General features: G+C 62.1%; 14 protein-coding genes. 5 read left to right on the top strand and 9 right to left on the bottom strand.

Annotation, left to right across the window (positions count from 1 at the left end; translation table 11 throughout):
• Positions 1-335: 335 nt before the first annotated feature.
• On the top strand, positions 336-1,220 hold the full coding sequence (locus E0473_RS04520) for a hypothetical protein (protein ID WP_137679621.1): 885 nt from the start codon (positions 336-338) through the stop codon (positions 1,218-1,220).
• A gap of 295 nt (positions 1,221-1,515) precedes the next feature.
• Here E0473_RS04520 and E0473_RS15715 read toward each other — a convergent pair whose 3' ends face one another.
• The 4 genes from E0473_RS15715 to E0473_RS04505 form a co-directional block, all read right to left on the bottom strand.
• Entirely contained in the window at positions 1,516-1,860 is a 345-nt protein-coding gene (locus E0473_RS15715) for an IS1595 family transposase (protein ID WP_277751505.1), read from the bottom strand.
• Positions 1,861-1,876: 16 nt separating this feature from the next.
• Positions 1,877-2,428 (bottom strand): IS1595 family transposase, encoded by a 552-nt coding sequence (locus tag E0473_RS15710; RefSeq protein WP_277751504.1) that lies wholly within the window; start codon positions 2,426-2,428, stop codon positions 1,877-1,879.
• Positions 2,429-3,166: 738 nt separating this feature from the next.
• Complete coding sequence (locus E0473_RS04510; protein WP_206663416.1) at positions 3,167-4,405, bottom strand: PepSY-associated TM helix domain-containing protein; 1,239 nt, start codon at positions 4,403-4,405, stop codon at positions 3,167-3,169.
• Positions 4,406-4,410: 5 nt separating this feature from the next.
• Positions 4,411-6,552, bottom strand: coding sequence for a TonB-dependent siderophore receptor (locus tag E0473_RS04505; RefSeq protein ID WP_137679619.1), 2,142 nt, complete (start codon positions 6,550-6,552; stop codon positions 4,411-4,413).
• 885 nt (positions 6,553-7,437) lie between these two features.
• On the opposite strand from E0473_RS04505, the gene E0473_RS04495 reads away from it, so the two are divergent.
• The 3 genes from E0473_RS04495 to E0473_RS04485 are packed head-to-tail and all read left to right on the top strand — an operon-like array spanning position 7,438 to position 13,083.
• Complete coding sequence (locus E0473_RS04495) at positions 7,438-8,691, top strand: TolC family protein (protein WP_137679618.1); 1,254 nt, start codon at positions 7,438-7,440, stop codon at positions 8,689-8,691.
• 11 nt (positions 8,692-8,702) lie between these two features.
• On the top strand, positions 8,703-9,860 hold the full coding sequence (locus tag E0473_RS04490; protein WP_137679617.1) for an efflux RND transporter periplasmic adaptor subunit: 1,158 nt from the start codon (positions 8,703-8,705) through the stop codon (positions 9,858-9,860).
• 34 nt (positions 9,861-9,894) lie between these two features.
• Positions 9,895-13,083 carry an efflux RND transporter permease subunit gene (locus E0473_RS04485; protein WP_137680056.1) on the top strand — a complete coding sequence of 1,063 codons (3,189 nt, stop codon included), beginning with the start codon at positions 9,895-9,897 and terminating at the stop codon, positions 13,081-13,083.
• A gap of 110 nt (positions 13,084-13,193) precedes the next feature.
• Here the strand turns inward: E0473_RS04485 and E0473_RS15800 are convergent, their stop codons facing one another.
• From E0473_RS15800 to E0473_RS04460, 5 genes are all read right to left on the bottom strand, one after another.
• Complete coding sequence (locus E0473_RS15800; protein WP_421721779.1) at positions 13,194-13,319, bottom strand: integrase core domain-containing protein; 126 nt, start codon at positions 13,317-13,319, stop codon at positions 13,194-13,196.
• Positions 13,320-13,487: 168 nt separating this feature from the next.
• A complete protein-coding gene (locus E0473_RS15795) occupies positions 13,488-13,793 on the bottom strand; it encodes a transposase (RefSeq protein ID WP_137679615.1) in 306 nt (101 codons plus the stop codon).
• An 81-nt stretch (positions 13,794-13,874) separates the two neighbouring features.
• Positions 13,875-14,153 (bottom strand): TehB family protein, encoded by a 279-nt coding sequence (locus E0473_RS04470; RefSeq protein WP_137679614.1) that lies wholly within the window; start codon positions 14,151-14,153, stop codon positions 13,875-13,877.
• 2 nt (positions 14,154-14,155) lie between these two features.
• The gene (locus E0473_RS04465) at positions 14,156-14,842 is read right to left on the bottom strand and encodes an alternative oxidase (protein WP_137679613.1); all 687 of its coding nucleotides are present in this window, start codon (positions 14,840-14,842) and stop codon (positions 14,156-14,158) included.
• A gap of 16 nt (positions 14,843-14,858) precedes the next feature.
• Positions 14,859-15,296, bottom strand: a complete 438-nt coding sequence (locus tag E0473_RS04460; protein ID WP_137679612.1) for a group III truncated hemoglobin — start codon at positions 15,294-15,296, stop codon at positions 14,859-14,861.
• Between the two features lie 92 nt (positions 15,297-15,388).
• Here E0473_RS04460 and E0473_RS04455 point away from each other — a divergent pair, with 92 nt between their 5' ends.
• Positions 15,389-15,832, top strand: a complete 444-nt coding sequence (locus E0473_RS04455) for an RrF2 family transcriptional regulator (RefSeq protein ID WP_137679611.1) — start codon at positions 15,389-15,391, stop codon at positions 15,830-15,832.
• The last annotated feature ends 1 nt before the right edge of the window (position 15,833 follow it).

Here is a 15,833-nt window from a genome sequence, read left to right as displayed (position 1 = left end):
GGTTTCGCTTGCTTACACATGGGGCGTGTCGCAGGCTCGCAACGACAATCTGCCTAGGGCAGCTGGACCGACGCATCTGCACTTAACACCCGTTTCGAGAGGTCAAAACTGGCTGGGGCGGCAGGATACCCAGCTGAGAAACTTTCGCCTAGAAAATCGCAGAAATGCGTTACTCAGCTACGCCCCTTGGGGTGAGTTGGGACAGCTACCTGGGAGAGTCGGGCGTGGCAAGTGCGGCGTGAGCAATCGTGCCGGAGTGTATCCCCTTTGCATAGGTAGCGCTTGACTGCCCTGCTAAGAGCGGAGATGCCCTTCCCTCTGATTTGGGGGATTTTATGCTGTCGCAGGAATTGGCTGAAAGAGACCTTGTTAGCCTGTATTTGGATTTAGCACCCAACGAGGAAGTCGATTTAGAGGTTGCGGCAAAAGCGGCGATCGAATGGGCCAAAGGGCTAAAAGCGGCAGCAAGGGCGCTTGATGATACTAAGGATTATCGCGTCAGTCTGGTGGCCGCTCAACCCGGATCGAAACGCTGGCTCGCCAAGATTGAAGAATCCAAAATAAATCAAGCGGCGATCTCTGCTAAACAGAAATGGGAGAATGTTCCCCTCATTATTCGAATGGGATTGACTGCGGTATTGGTGCTGCCCGTCACTGCAAAAGAGACCTACGAGGCTTACTTCGAGAGCGATGGGTTTTCGCAAACCGAGATTGCTCAGTTAGAAGAGGTGGTAGGCAAGTCATCTGGTGACGCGGAAACCCGGAAACATAAAAAGGAGATGTTTCGCCAAGCCCAACGTGATCGGTCAATAGTAGGTCTAGGCAGTGGCGTTCCTGATAGAGAGAACTGGCGACCAAACCTGATCATCCCACGCAACCGGTTTGCGGAAGGTGATGGGCTCTTCGAGTTGCAAGAAGAGGAGCCGGAGGAGAAGCCGGTCTATCAAACCTTGGATGTGATCCTCGTCTCTCCTAATCTCGATAATCCCCGGCTGACGTGGGTTTTTCGTCAAGAGGGTATTCCTGGGACGATCAAAGCGGCAATGGCTGACGAGGGCTTCTTAGAAGCCCTTGAGAAGAGCCAGGTAAGAGAAGAGTTTCATTCACCTATCCATATGAAAATCAAGCTAAAGATCGAGCAATTTTTGAAGGATGGCGAGTGGCTGGTGAAGCGTGGCGGCACCTCTGTTATCGAAGTGATCTCACCGGCTGTCGGTTAACCGGCTCGGTAATAGATGACCGATGCCACGACTAGAGCCAGAGCAGCAACGCAGCCAATCAGAAAGGTCTGAACTGGCCAAAGGTGCCAGAATGCCATGTAGGATATGATAGCGCTGACGGTCACTGCCAACGCAGATATCCACCTCCTACGGCTCTCAATTTTTGATCCGTTTGCCATCATAAAATCCTGCTGATAGAATCGCACGATGATCGACCTGAGACAAGCCCTAGCAACTGGGAAATTAGACCAGTTCATCGCAGAACGCGATGGTGAGATTGGCGATCTGAATGCCTTCAATCGGACCGTGAAGGCAATGGCTGGAAAGTTGAAAGAAGCTCCGGAAGCATCGTCTCCGGACGGTTCCGACGATTGAAGCGGTACTCGAATTCCTTGACGTAGCGGTTCAGGTGATTCGCGCTCACACTGGTGTGAGTACCATTGATCGAGCACTTGAGGTGCCGCCAGAAGTTCTCGATCCCATTGACCGTAACCGTCTCGGCTAGGCGGTAATCGTAATACGCATATTCTTCCGTTCCGTGGTTCACGCGAGCGTGGCGATAACCGGCATCGGCCAGTTTGGCATAGCTGCGCAGTTCGTCGGTGTGGACATTGCCGCCAATCCGGACATTCGCCTTCACGAACGGCTCCAGCGTCTCACGGCGCTGGTTCGGTACAAAACCTCTGCGCAACAATGTCGCCACCGCGCTCCAGAGCGCCGACCACGACCGTCTTGGCGGCACTGCCACGGTTGTGCTTGCCCTTCTTGACGCCGCCCATGAGAGTTTCGTCAATCTCCACGTTGGTGCCTTCACCACCGATAGGGTGGTTGCCATCAACGTCCGCCATGTGCTCGCGGATCAGCGCAGCCATGCGCCATGCAGTCTTGTAGGTCACGCCTAGCTGGCGCTGCAATTCCTTGGCGCTGACACCGTGGCGCGTGGTGGTGAATAGGTGGATGGCATAGAACCAGAGTTGCAGCGGTGTGCGCGTCTTTTCGAACGGGGTGCCCACCGTCGGGTGCAGGTGATGGCCGCACCACTGGCACGAATATGCCCGCTCCGCCTTGATCCGGAACCACTTGGAAGGCCGCTCGCACTTCGGGCAGGTAAAGCCTTCGCCAAAACGAACGTCAAACAGGTGCTGCAAGCAAACTTCGTCGTTGGGGAACTTGGCGAAGAACTGTGCGGTGGTGAGCAGCTTTGTCATGAGTCATTATATACCACCACTTCGTACGTATGGCAAGGGGATGCACCCCCCAATTATCAGCTATCGCCGTTTTACACTCGATTTCGGAGAGGCGGCAATCCGCCTACTTTCAGCCGTGTGGGTTCGAGAAGAGTAGCGGGCTGAAATGCGCGACAAAATCAGTCATGGATGGTCGAGGCTTAATCTCAATAGCGCTCGTTCGTTGAGTTGGTTTAGGGGCAACGCTGAGGAATAGCCGTTCGAAAGGGGCGAACTGAGGCAGAACGGGCTTTTACAATCTAGCACTGGGCTTGCTGACCGGATTGAAGCAGGAAAAGACAGCCAAGTGCCTGTGCCGTGCATCGCCGTTTGCCGGGCGGTGTTATTGGTTGCTGATATCTGATTGGCGACAATCATTGTTGGCCCGTTGAGATACTCGGAGCTCGAGCATTCTTGTCGGCGAGGGCTCGAGACTTCGATGAAGGCACCATGTCCCCGAAATAGGACGGAGGGGTAGGAGACATAGGGCACCGCGTCATTGAGAAGGATGCCGTTCTCTCAATAGGTATCCTCGAAAATGGTGCCGGTCCCCAGCTTCGTCAGCACGTTCTTTTACACCGGTTCTAAATTAGCAGCCGCGGTTGCCGCCAACCACCATACAGGCGTCGCAAGACCGCCCAATATGTCCGGATGCCACCTTCCTTCGTGGCTTCCCGGAAGGCTTGTGCGCGTGGCCCAGTCCGCTGAGGCGGGGACAGGCTACTGAATGCCGAGGATAAGAAAAACGAGAAAGACAAATCCGATGCCAATCAGGGCCGTAGATAGCCAGCGCCAGCGGGCCATCCCGTGCCACATGCCCGATAAACTGCGCCGCAGTCTGACGCGATCGCCGCGCTCGCGCGCGATGCGCAACGAATAGATTGCCGCTCCCGACAGCGAGAGCCCCGTCATGGCGAGCCCGAACAGGAACCACGGCACCTTGGTCCAGTAGCCACCGAAATACCCGAAATGGAGCGGGTCGGCCATTTCGCCGATACGCTGGTGCAGGTTCAAATCACGCCCGTCGGTCTTGAGCAGTACCTTGGCGGAGCGCGCATCGACATAGACCGCGTTCGAGCGCGGGCGGACCAGCACCGCCTCATATTCGCCATTGAGCTCGAGCACGCCGTCTTCGCCGGGCAGTTGGACATTCTCCACCTTCAGGCCCGGATAGGCAGCCATCGCCGCATCGATCGCTGCCGCGAGACTTCCCTCGCCGATCTGCACCGCATTGAGGGGGGCTTCGCGTTCCACCCTCGGATGCGGTGGGGCATCGCCTCCCAGGCTCTCGATGAAATACCAGATCCCGGTGAGTGCGATCAGGGCCACGAACCATAACGACCACACGCCCGCCAGCCGATGAAAGTCCCCCCACCACGTCCGCGCGTCGCGCCGGCGCAACGGCTTGGTAAAGCCGCGCCACCATTTCTTGTAGACCACTAGGGAGGTGACGAGGCTGATCAGCAGCAGGAAAGCGAGCGAGGAGACGATCGGCACGCCGAGCCAGGTCGGAAGATTGAGGTGGCGGTGCATGTTCCTGAGCACGCGCTGCGCGCCGACCCAGGGCCCTGTGCCCTGAATCTCACCCGTGGTAGGGTGCGCGTGAAGGAAGAACAGATCGCCTGCCTCGTTCTCGACCGTTACCTTCACCGCGAAAGCCGATGCGGTCGGCGCGCTGATATAGTTCGCCTTCGCCACGCCGGGATATCCGCGCGCATTCTCCGCAATCGCCGCCCAGGCGACGGGCCCCTCGACGCTAGACGGAGCGACACGCAGGCTCGGCTGTAAAAGCCAGTCGATCTCCGCGCTCATCACGGCGAGCGTGCCGGTGAACAGGATGAAGGTCATGAACAGGCTGAGCTTCAGCCCGACCCACTGATGCACAGTCCACCAGGTCCGTGCGGCTTTAGGCGCGGGTTTCGCGCGGACCGATGCTCCGCTTTCGATGCCCCGCGCCATGTCCATCAGAAGGCATATCCGATCTCAAGAAAGGCAGATCGCGGCGCACCGGGGAAGTGCCCGGTACGATCGATGAAGCCCGAAGCGGCATAGGTCTTGTCGAAGAGGTTATCGACCCGCACCAGCGCGCGAAACGGGCCGGTCTCGTAGATCAACGACGCGTCGAACACCATGTAGGGCTTGACCGGCTGCCCACTGATGCTCACCCGCTTGGAGACGTAATCGCCGCCCAGAGCCGTAGCGAGGCCCAGCTCGGGAAACTGATAGCGCGTCCAGAAGCCGAGCTGGTGCTCGGGCGCGTTGGCGAAGCGATCGCCCACATTGTTTGAGAAGCCGCCACCGCCATTGTCGCCGGTGATGCGCGTATCGTTGTAAGCATAAGCAAGGGTCAGAACCCAGTCGGGAGTGACGTCGGCGGCGATGTCAAACTCGATACCTTTGCTGGTGATCTCGCCGAGCGCGACCAGATCGTCGACTCCGTCATTTCCGACATCGCCGCGGGGATCGGATTGGAGAATGTTGGTGCGGCGGATCTGGTAGGCAGAAAGCGAGGATTGGATGCGGCCGTTCATCAGTGCGGTCTTTATACCGCCCTCGAAAATGTCACCCTTCGTCGGCGCGAAGGGGCCACCCGCGAGCGGATTTTGCGAGCTTGCACTCTGCGGCTCGAAGCTGGTCGCATACTGGCCGAATGCGGAAATCTCGTCGGTGATACGATAGACCAACCCGCCGCGATATGTAGTCTCGCCTTCGACAAGCCCGTCAGCATCGCTATCGTCTCGACGGATGCCGCCCGTCAGGATCAGACGCCCGATTGTCAATTCGTCCAGCAAGTAGAAGCCGGTCTGCTTGGTATCGGAAATAGTAACCCTGAACGGTCCCTGGTTGTAGGTTGCGGGATCTGACAGACCGTATTGGGGATCGAATAGGCTCAGCGGATTGGGCAGACCGGGAGTGTCGGTGGTCGTCCCGCGAAGCGAGCGGCCTTGAAAAAAAGTGTCCGCCAAAAAATGGTCGAAGCCGAACAGCACTCGGTTACGGACCGTCGCCGAGAGGTCAGCCTCCCAGACGGCATTGGCGCCGAAGGACCAGGTCTCCTGGGTGCGGATCTGGTCGCGAAATTCGCGGATCGTGGCGTCGATCACGCCATCACCATCGGAATCGAAAAGCCCGCGCGGCTCATGGTAATTCTGCACCTCGGTCGCGGTGTTGTAACGGGCGGTCGCGTCGAGCGTCAGCCCGGCCACGGGCTCCGCCTCCAGCCGCATCTGCACCACGTCGGATTTAAGGTTGAGGAAGTCGGAAGGCTCGTTGTGGTTCCAGCGGCGGTCGGTCAGGAATTCGCCATCGTCGTCCACCGGCACGCCGCGCAGGCGATTGGCGTCGAGTTCCTGGTCGTAGCGCGTCGCCTGGATGTCCACGCGCACCGGGCCGGGATCGAAGGAAACGCCACCATCGGCAATCGTCGTGCGCGAGGCGGCGTTGAAGCGGAAGGTTCCTCGGTCCTCGTAGAACAGTCCGCCGCGGGCCGCGAAGCCATTGCCTAGCGGCACGTTGATCTCGGCCGATCCACCCCAGCGGTCCTCGGTTCCGGCGATCGCCTTGACCTTGCCTTCCAGCACATCGTCCTGCGCCTTCTTGGTGATGTAGTTGAACAGCCCGCCGGGCGCGCCGGGGCCGTACAGCATGCCGTTAGGCCCCTTGAGGAACTCGACCCGCTCCACGTTGAACAGCTGCGGCACAGAAAACCCGGCATAGGGATCGCCGCGCAGCCCGTCGTAGAAAATCTCCTCCTGCCGGAATCCGCGTGCGGTGACCCCGGCATAGCTGAAGAAGCTCACGCCCGAGATGTTGCGATACAAGTCCTGCGCATCGCGCGCGCCCTGGTCCTCGATCAACTGCTCGGCGATGGTGGTGATCACGAGACTCGACTCGAGCGGCGGGGTCTCCAGCTTGCCAGAGCTCGTTTCTCCCGCGCGATAGAGCTTTTGCGCGCGGCCGCTGACAATGATCATGTTCTCCTGATCGAGGTCTTCGCCTTGCTCCGTCGCTGGAGAAGTATCGATCGGCGACGCGGTGTCCTGCGCATGAGCTGGCGCGAGCGTAAGGGTAGTGCTGGCGACGCCGAGCAAAAGATAAGCCTTCATGATTTCCTTCCTGCGATTCGTTCGCAGGCCGCCTAAAAGCGCGATTAGCTTCCGTCAATGCGAATGAGTTGCAATACTACATTGGATGAGGAGGGATCTGACTATAAATGGGCGCGGGCTCGCCAACGCGCGAGCAGCGCGCAGTAGGTGTGACGAAAATCTGACTTCGCGAGTAAGGCGCTCAAGTCTGACTGGTCTAAGCCGGAACGCCCGCGCAACGACTGCCTTCACAGAAATGAGCGGGGAGCCTTTATCGCGAGGGACTGCGGCGGCACGGAGCGCTTTTCGCTCTCGCCATCGACAGCAAGCTTCTCGGTCTCGATCTGTTGAAATCAAGATTGGCGACGTGCTCGACGATTGTGATATTCGCACTCGGGCGATCGTCGTCCAGCAGAAGATCAATCGGCCCGTGCAAAGGGCTTGTACCTCATTTTTTGGACAAGGCTTTTCTGACGTGGGAGCGCATGCTACCCGCTCGGCGATGCCCCGGCTCTTCGCCCGCTCCCTCATGCTGCAGCTGATCACGCTGTGCACTGCACTCGGTGTCCTGTTCGTGCCGGTGGCGGAAGCGGCCGAGTGCGCTGGAGAGCCGCCGGTCGCATCGCAGCTCGAGCAGCATGGCGACCCGGGCGATGACGACAGGGGCCCGGAGAAGCACGGCACCTGCGCGCATGGCCATTGCCATCATGCATCGCATGCAGTTCGCAGTCTTGCCGGATCGGTCGCCTTGGACCCGTCTGCGTCCGTGCTCCGAGCGGCGGACCAGCCCAGGTTCGATTCCGGTCCGACAGAACTGACCACACCCCCTCCTCGAGCCTGACGTTCGCCGCGCGTTGGACCTGTGTTCCGACGCCGATCTGAACGTCAGCAGAGGAATGTCCATTCATGTCCGCCATATCGTGGCGAGCGGCTCCCATCTGGGGGCTGATGCTCGCCCTGTCCACGGGACCTGCCAGTGCGCAGGCCCCGCATGTCGTCACGCTCGATGACGCGCTTGAACTCAGCGGGGTCGCCGCCGAGGTCGATACCCCCGTCACCAACCCCCGCCTCGTGGGCCCGCGCGCGGAAACCGACGCGGCGGCGGCTCTTGTCGATCAGGCTCGCCTCAGGCCCAATCCCGAAGTGTCCTTCGAAGCGGAGAACGTCGCCGGAAGCGGGGCATTCTCAGGCCTCCAGTCCATCGAATATACACTCTCGGTCGGCCAGCGTCTTGAGCTTGGCGGAAAGCGGTCTGCTCGCGTCAGTGCGGCCGAGGCCCAGGCCGAACTGGCTTCTGTCAGGGCGACCCTCACCACGGTTGAACTGGGCCAGTTGGTGCGCGAGCGATACCTGAAGGCTTCTGCGGCAGCCGCTCGGGTCGAACTCGCCGAGGATGTGGTTTCTCGTAACGAGGAGCTGGCCCGCATTGCCGGTGTTCTGGTCGAGGTAGGCCGCGAGCCGCCGTTGCGCGCGCTGCGTGCGCAAGCGGCCCTCGCCGAGGCGCGCGCGCATCTGGTGGAGGCGGAAGCCCAAAGCCTGTCGGCGCGCACCGCGCTTGCCTCGCTCTGGTCGGGTGACGAAGCGCCCCCCGTTCGGGCGGAATTTCCGGACATCGTCCCGCCCGCTTCGCTGATGTCGCAGGCCACGGAGAGCCTGACCTATCGCGTTGCGCGCGCCCAGACCACAGCGGCGGCGGCAGAGATCGAGCGGCAGCGGAGCTTGCGCATTCCCGATCCGACCGTCTCGGCAGGCGTGAGGCGCTTCGGGGAAAGCGGCGACAACGCCTTTCTCGTCGGTGTCTCGATCCCGCTTCCCTTCCGCGACCAAAACCAGGGCAACATCGCCGCTGCCGCAGCGCAATTGCGCGCAGCGAACGCGCGCGAAATCGTCGCGCTGGCGGATCACGAGCAGGCCGTCACGTCGGCCCGGGCGCGCTATCTCGGGGCGCAGGCGCGCGTCGAAGTGCTGTCGCAATCCTCGCTCCCGCAGGCAGAGGAGGCGCTGCGCCTTGTTCGCATCGGATATCGCAACGGACGTTTTCCCCTGATCGAAGTGCTCGCCGCCGCCGAGGCGCGCGACACGATCCGCGAGGCGCTCATCGCCGCCCATGAACAGCGGGGTCTGGCCGCCGCCGAACTCATCGGGCTGGCCGCACAATGAAGGACAAATTTATGACCCGCAGAAAGCTGGCGATTCTCGTCGGTATCGCGATCGCCATCGGCGCTTTGGCGCTGATATTCTGGCCGAGCGCCAAGACTGAAGACCATGCGCGTGAGGACGAGCACGGCCATGAAGACGGCGAGGCGCCCGAGGGGGCGATTGCGCTGAGCGACGAGCAAATCCGCGAAGCCGGCATAGAGCTTGCGACAGTGCGGACCGGGGCTACCGCTGAACTCGTGTTCCCGGCGACGGTCGAGGCCAGCCCCACCGCCTCCGCCCGGATCGACGCCCGCGCCTCGGGTATCGTGCGCTCGGTGGGCAAGACGCTCGGCGATCATGTGGTGCACGGCGAGACCGTCGCTCGCATCGAGAGCGCGGATGCCGCCGCTCTCGCCTCGCAAGCGAGCGCGGCGCGCGCGCGGGTAACCGAGCTCTCCGCCGCCTATGATCGCGAACGGCGATTGTTCGAAGAAAATGTCACGGCGCGCCAGGATTTGGAAGCCGCGCAGGCCAATCTGAGCGTCGCGCGCTCGGAATTGCAGCGGGCGCAGGCGGCCGTCGCAGCAGCCGGTGTGAGCGGCGATGGCCGTTCGCTCGCGGTCACCTCTCCTCTGACGGGAAGGATCACCGCGGCACCGATTGTGCTTGGGGCCTTTGTGGATGCTGGCAACGAACTCTTTCGCGTGGTTGATCCCAGCGGGCTTCAGATCGAGGTGGCGCTGCCTTACGCCGACGCCTCCCGCATCCAGCCCGGCGACGAGGCCATGCTGATCGTCGGCGATGGACGGGAAATTGGCGCACGCGTGCGTTCGGTCACGCCCTCGCTCGATCCGCAAAGCCGCAGTGCCACGGCGGTCCTGTCGCTTGCGCGCGGTGTTCCGGGGCTCCAGCCGGGGGCCTTTCTTCAGGCGCGCATAAGGCCTTCGGGCGAGATCCACCGCGACCGTATCGTGGTCCCGGAGGACGCTATCCAGGTCGTCGAAGGGCGCGACGTTGTTTTCGTCCGTACACAAACCGGCTTTCAAGCGCGCGAGGTCGAGGTCGGAGCCCGCTCCTCAGCGCAAGTGACAGTCCTCTCCGGTCTCCAGGAGGGATGGCGCATCGCCGCCGCAAACGCGTTCCTGCTCAAGGCGGAACTCGGGAAGGAAGGCGCGACCCATGGGCACTGAGACCCAATCCGAAACGGCCAGCCATCGCCACGGTCTGATCGGGGCGATCCTCGACATGGCCGTGCGGCTCCGCTGGGCGGTGATCGTACTCACCGCTTTCGCCGCGATCTACGGCTCCATGAACCTCCTGCGCCTGCCGATCGATGCAGTGCCGGACATCACCAACACGCAGGTGCAGATCAACACCAGTGCCCCCGCGCTCTCGCCCTCGCAGGTCGAAACGCAGGTGACCTTTCCCATCGAGACAGGACTGGCCGGGATCGACGGGTTGGAGATGACCCGCTCGATCTCGCGCAATGGCTTCAGCCAGGTAACCGCGATCTTCGAAGAGGGGACCGACATCTACTTCGCGCGCCAACAGGTGAACGAACGGCTCGCCCCCATCGGTGCCGCGCTGCCGGAAGGGGCGGAACCGACGATGGGGCCGATCTCGACGGGTCTTGGCGAAGTCTTGATGTACACCATCGAATACGAGCATCCGGCAGGTCGCGGTGCTACGACCGGTGGCCGGACGGGCTGGCAGTCGGACGGCAGCTTCATCACCGAGCGCGGCGAACGCCTCGACACGGAGGTCGCCAAGGCCACCTACTTGCGCACGGTGCAGGACTGGGTCGTCGCTCCGCTGATGCGCTCCATCGACGGGGTTGCCGGCGTGGACTCGATTGGTGGCTATGAAAAACAGTTCCTCGTCCAGCCCGATCCCGCCCGTCTTACCGGCTACGGCCTCTCGTTCAATTCGATGATCGAAGCGCTGGAGGCGGCGAATGTGGCCGAGGGCGCCAACTTCGTCGATCGCGCCGGGGAGGCGCTGCTCGTCCGCGTCGATGCGCGGCTCGGCGGCACGCAGGACATTGAGCAGGCGGTGGTCGCGACCCGCGAGGGCGTCCCGATCCGGATCAGGGATGTCGCGTCGGTTCGCATCGGCGGCGACCTCAGAACCGGTGCCGCCTCGCTCAATGGCGAGGAGGCTGTCGTGGGCACCGTCCTCATGCGAAGCGGCGAGAACAGCCGCACCGTGGCAGCCGCCTCGGCCGAGCGGCTGGACGAGGTGCGCGCCTCGCTTCCTGCCGGTGTGGTTGCCGAGATCGTCTACAACCGCTCCTCCCTCGTCGATGCGACCATCGCCACGGTGGAGGCAAACCTTGTCGAAGGCGCGCTGCTGGTCATCGCCGTCCTGTTCCTGATGCTCGGTAATATCCGGGCAGCGATTATCGCCGCACTGGTCATTCCGATCTCAATGCTGATGGCCGCCGTGGGAATGAACAAGCTCGGTGTCTCGGGCAATCTGATGAGTCTTGGCGCGCTGGACTTCGGCCTCATCGTCGATGGCGCGGTCATCATCGTCGAGAACAGCGTCGCACGGCTGGCCGCACGGCAGCACGGCGAGGGCAGGCTGCTCAGCCTCGGCGAACGCCTGACAGAGACGCGGGCAGCAGCGCAGGAGATGATCAAGCCGACCGTTTACGGACAGGCGATCATCCTGCTCGTCTATGCGCCGCTGCTCACCTTCACCGGTGTCGAGGGCAAGACGTTCTCTCCGATGGCGATCACGGTGATGCTGGCGCTTGCCTCGGCCTTCGTGCTGTCGCTGACCTTCGTCCCCGCGATGATTGCGGTGCTCCTCAATCGCAAGCTGACCGAGAGGGAGGCCAAGCCTGTCCGGGTCGTGAAGGAACGCTATGGCCCGGCAGTGCGCCGCGCCATCGCGCGCCCTTGGCCGGTGATAGGAGCGGGCGCCGGGCTCTTCGCCGCAGCGGCCATCGTGTTCACCTTCCTCGGCAGCGAGTTTACGCCGCAACTTGATGAACGTGACATCGCCGTTCAGTCGCTGCGGATACCCTCGACCTCGCTCGAACGATCGGTCGCGATGCAGAGACAGGTCGAGAATAGACTGGAGAGCTTCCCGCAAGTCGAGCTGGTCTTCTCGCGCACCGGCACGGCCGAGGTCGCGAGCGATCCCATGCCGCCGAACGCCTCCGACGCCTACGTTATCCTGAAGCCGCGCGAGGAGTGGCCCGATCCCGACCTGTCGAAGGACGAACTTGTCGCACAAATGGAGGAATCGCTGAGCGGTCTGGTCGGTAATCTCTATGAGTTCAGCCAACCCATCGAGTTACGCTTCAACGAGCTGATTGCAGGGGTTCGAGGTGATGTCGCGGTGAAGCTTTATGGCGACGACCTCAACGCGCTGACCCGCTCGGCCGGAGACGTGGCCGAGGTGCTGCGCGGGGTCGAGGGTGCGGCGGACGTCAAGGTGCAGCAGGTTACCGGCTTCCCCACGCTCGACATCGCCTTCGACCGCCCGATGATAGCCCGCTACGGCCTGACCGTGGAGGACGTCGCCCAATCCGTGGCGATTGCGCTGGGTGGTCGCCCGGCGGGGCTGGTTTTCGAGGGCGACCGCCGTTTCGATGTCGTCGTGCGGCTTGAGCACTCCGCCCGCAACGATTTCGATCAGCTCGGCGCGCTACCCATCGTTCTCGATGGCGGAGTCACGGTTCCGCTCCGGACGCTGGCGGATTTCCAGGTGGTCGATGGTCTTGCCGAGGTTCGGCGCGAACAGGGGCGGCGGCTGGTGATCGTGTCGGCGAATGTGCGCGAACGCGATCTCGGCTCGTTCGTGGAGGAGGCGCGCGCAGGCGTCTCCGCAAGCGTCGAACTCCCCCCTGCCACGTTCATCGAATGGGGCGGGCAATACCAGAACCTTCAGGCCGCGCAGGAAAGGCTCGCCCTTGTCGTGCCGGTCTGCTTCGCGCTGGTGTTGCTGCTCCTGTTCATGGCGCTCGGCGGCTGGGTTCCGGCACTCGCGGTGTTCAGTGCGATCCCGATGGCGCTGACAGGCGGTGTTTTCGCCCTCGCGCTGAGAGGAATGCCGTTCTCGGTGTCCGCCGCCGTGGGTTTCATCGCCCTATCGGGTGTCGCGGTATTGAACGGGCTCGTGATGATGACCGCGATACGCCAGCGGCTGGCCAGAGGTATGGCTCTAGACCACGCGATCGCCGACGGGGCATTGGCGAGGCTGCGGCCGGTGCTGATGACAGCACTGGTGGCCTCGCTCGGCTTCGTGCCGATGGCGCTCGCAACCGGCACTGGCGCAGAAGTCCAGCGCCCGTTGGCAACTGTCGTAATCGGCGGATTGATCACCGCAACCGCGCTCACGCTCTTCGTCCTGCCCGCCATCGCGCGGCTCGTCCTTCGCCAATCGGGGGACGAAGCCAGGTGATGCGAGGCGTGGTATGATGGCCTGCGCACCTGCACGATCAGGGTGGTCCACCGGTTAGGCTAGAGTTCTGGCGGCTGGTATCCGAGCGATGAGTACGGCCGAATGGTGTTCTAGTGGATGCGCCAGCGCTCGATCAGGAGGCCCGCTTCCGTCAGCGTATAGAAGATTTCCCCGTTGGGTAGCTTGTCCCGGAGCTTGCCGGTGAAGCTTTCATGGTAACCATTCCCCATGGCGATCCCGGCTCGATGTAGAGCCTCTGCACGCCGATCCGACCTAGCCAGTCGCGTACGGCATTGGCGGTGAGCATGCGCAACGCCTTCGCGTCATGGGTGCGATCCATGACAATTTCATAGCTCCACACATGGCCAGGATATTACGGGCGCAGACGCACGCATGATCCATCGTTAAACCACAGACGATCGCGCTCGGATTGTCTTTGTGGAACCTTGAGCTCTTAGCGACGCCAGATCCGCTTGGTATTGACCACCCAACCTTCGCCGCAGCCGCTGGTTCTCCTTCTCCACATCCTTCAAGCGTCTCGCCTGGCTGACTTTCAGCCCCCCATATTCCTTGCGCCAGCGATAATAGCCCTGCTCCGAGATCCCTAGCGACCGGCTGATCGTACCAACGTTCTCTCCTTGCGACAGCCGAACTTCGGCCTCTCGCAGCAGTCCGATAATCCGTTCTGGCGTGGATCTCTTCCGCGCCATTCATCAGCTTCTTTCAAGCCGTAAACAGCCGAAATCCAAACTTTCAAACGAACCACTCTCTGCGGAGCAGGCCAACCTGCGTCAGAAACCGGGTGGAGCCTGATCCCAGAAATCTACCTGCATTTTCATAGCGTCCACGGGCGTGACGAAATGCGGCTGCTGCGGCTGGATCAGGCCCGGCTGGGCGGGGGTGAGGATCACTTCGCTGGCCGGATCGAGATAGGTAAGCTTCAGCTCCCCCTCTAGCACCCGGATCACTCCCCATACGCCCGCCTTTGTATCGTGGCGGGCGCGCAGGGCAGCGGGCAGGCTATCCTGATCGAATACAGGGGTGGAGCGATAGGGGCCTGGTTCTGACATGGTCAAGCCGCTAGCCGGATATCGTCGGCATGTTCGGGATAGGGGGCAACGCTCAAGGGTGCAGCCTCGCCTGCCAGTTCATCGGCGAAGCCGTGGTTGACGTCGCGATGATGCGCCTCGTCGGCGCGGACAACCAGCACCACGTCGCGCAAGGTGGCCGTATCGGGCAACTTCCAGTAGCGACGGGCGATCATGGGTGCGGGGACATTCGGGCTGCGGCCCTCGTCGATCTCCTTGAGGTAGAGAGTGTAGCTGATCACCGCCTCCTCCTCGAAATAGCCTACCACACGGTGCGCGGTGCGGGCGCTTACGAGATAAAGTCCGAAGAAGGCGAGATAGAACACCCATTGCACCAACAGGATTACCAGCCGCTCGAACAGCGACGGCTGGGCGACCTCGATGAAGGTCATCAGGTGCATCCGCTCGTTCTCTGCCTCTTCCATCAGGGTGCGGATCCAGCCGTTGTCACCCTGCATTCGGCGCAGGCACCTGAGATGGGTAAGTGTGGCCCCGACCATTCCCGGCACGGCGGCGACGGTTTCGAGCACGATGGCGCGGTGCCCGTAACGCTTGGCAAAGAAGGTATCAGCGCAGAAGCGCAAGACCTTGGTAAAACCGAGCGCGATCCGGTCACGCAGATCGCGCGGAGCGTGGTGGACTGTGAGGTCGACCAGTGGAATGTCGGTCATGGCAGCATACTCCTTGTCAGGCATGGTCCGTCGCGGCTGCTGTCGCGCGGGTGGGGCGGGGAGAAGGTTTTGGGGTTGGCTGGCCATCCAGCCGGAAGAACATCGCGAGCTTCAGGCTTTCGGCGATACGCGCGGCCTTGGCTTGCAAGGCCGCGGCAGCATCGGGAGCCATCAGTTCGTCGGTGGTCTCGGCCCAGAGCGCGAGCCAGCGCGCGAACAGGGCGGGCGTTATGCGACCCCGATGTTTCACATGCGCGGGCACCGGCTGGCCTTTGTAGCGTCCGCTGGTGAGCATGACCGACGACCAGAAAGCGCTGAGCTTCTCCAGGTGCTCGGGCCAGTCGTGGATGGCGTCGTTGAAGATCGGGCCGAGTTCCGCGTCGGCACGGACGCGGGCGTAGAACGTGTCGACCAGACGAGCGAGGCCGGGTTCGTCGATATTGAGAGCTGGCATGGCTGCGACTCCAAATCATGTATCGTGGATGCATCTATACTCGCGGAGAAAAACATGCAATAAGGATGCATGATTATTCTTGCGGAGCTGCGATGCGCCTGACGCGCTACACCGACTATGCCATGCGGGTGTTGCTATACCTGGGGCGGCAGCCGGGCGAGCTGGCCTCGATCGCGGCCATTGCGCGCGCCTATGCCATCTCGCAAAACCACCTGATGAAGGTGGTCAACGATCTGGTGAACGCAGGCTATCTGGAAAGCGTGCGCGGACGCAACGGTGGGATTCGTCTCGCCCGACCGCCGCAGGAGATCAACGTCGGCGAGCTGGTTCGCCACACCGAGGACGATTTCGATCTGGTCGGCTGCGGGGCCTGCGTGATTGCTCGAGCCTGCGGCCTCACCAGCGTGCTCGACGAGGCGCTGCTTGCATTCCTCAAGGTGCTGGATGGCTACTCACTGGCCGATGTCCTGGCGCGCAAGGGCGATTTTTCGCATCTCCTGGTGCCGGTGGACGCTCCGCAACAGGTCCGGCGTTAAG

It is taken from the genome of Aurantiacibacter suaedae (assembly GCF_005434915.1).
GTDB lineage: Bacteria > Pseudomonadota > Alphaproteobacteria > Sphingomonadales > Sphingomonadaceae > Alteraurantiacibacter > Alteraurantiacibacter suaedae.
The sequence above is the reverse complement of the archived record's forward strand: the minus strand, read 5'-3'. Positions and strand labels throughout refer to the sequence as shown.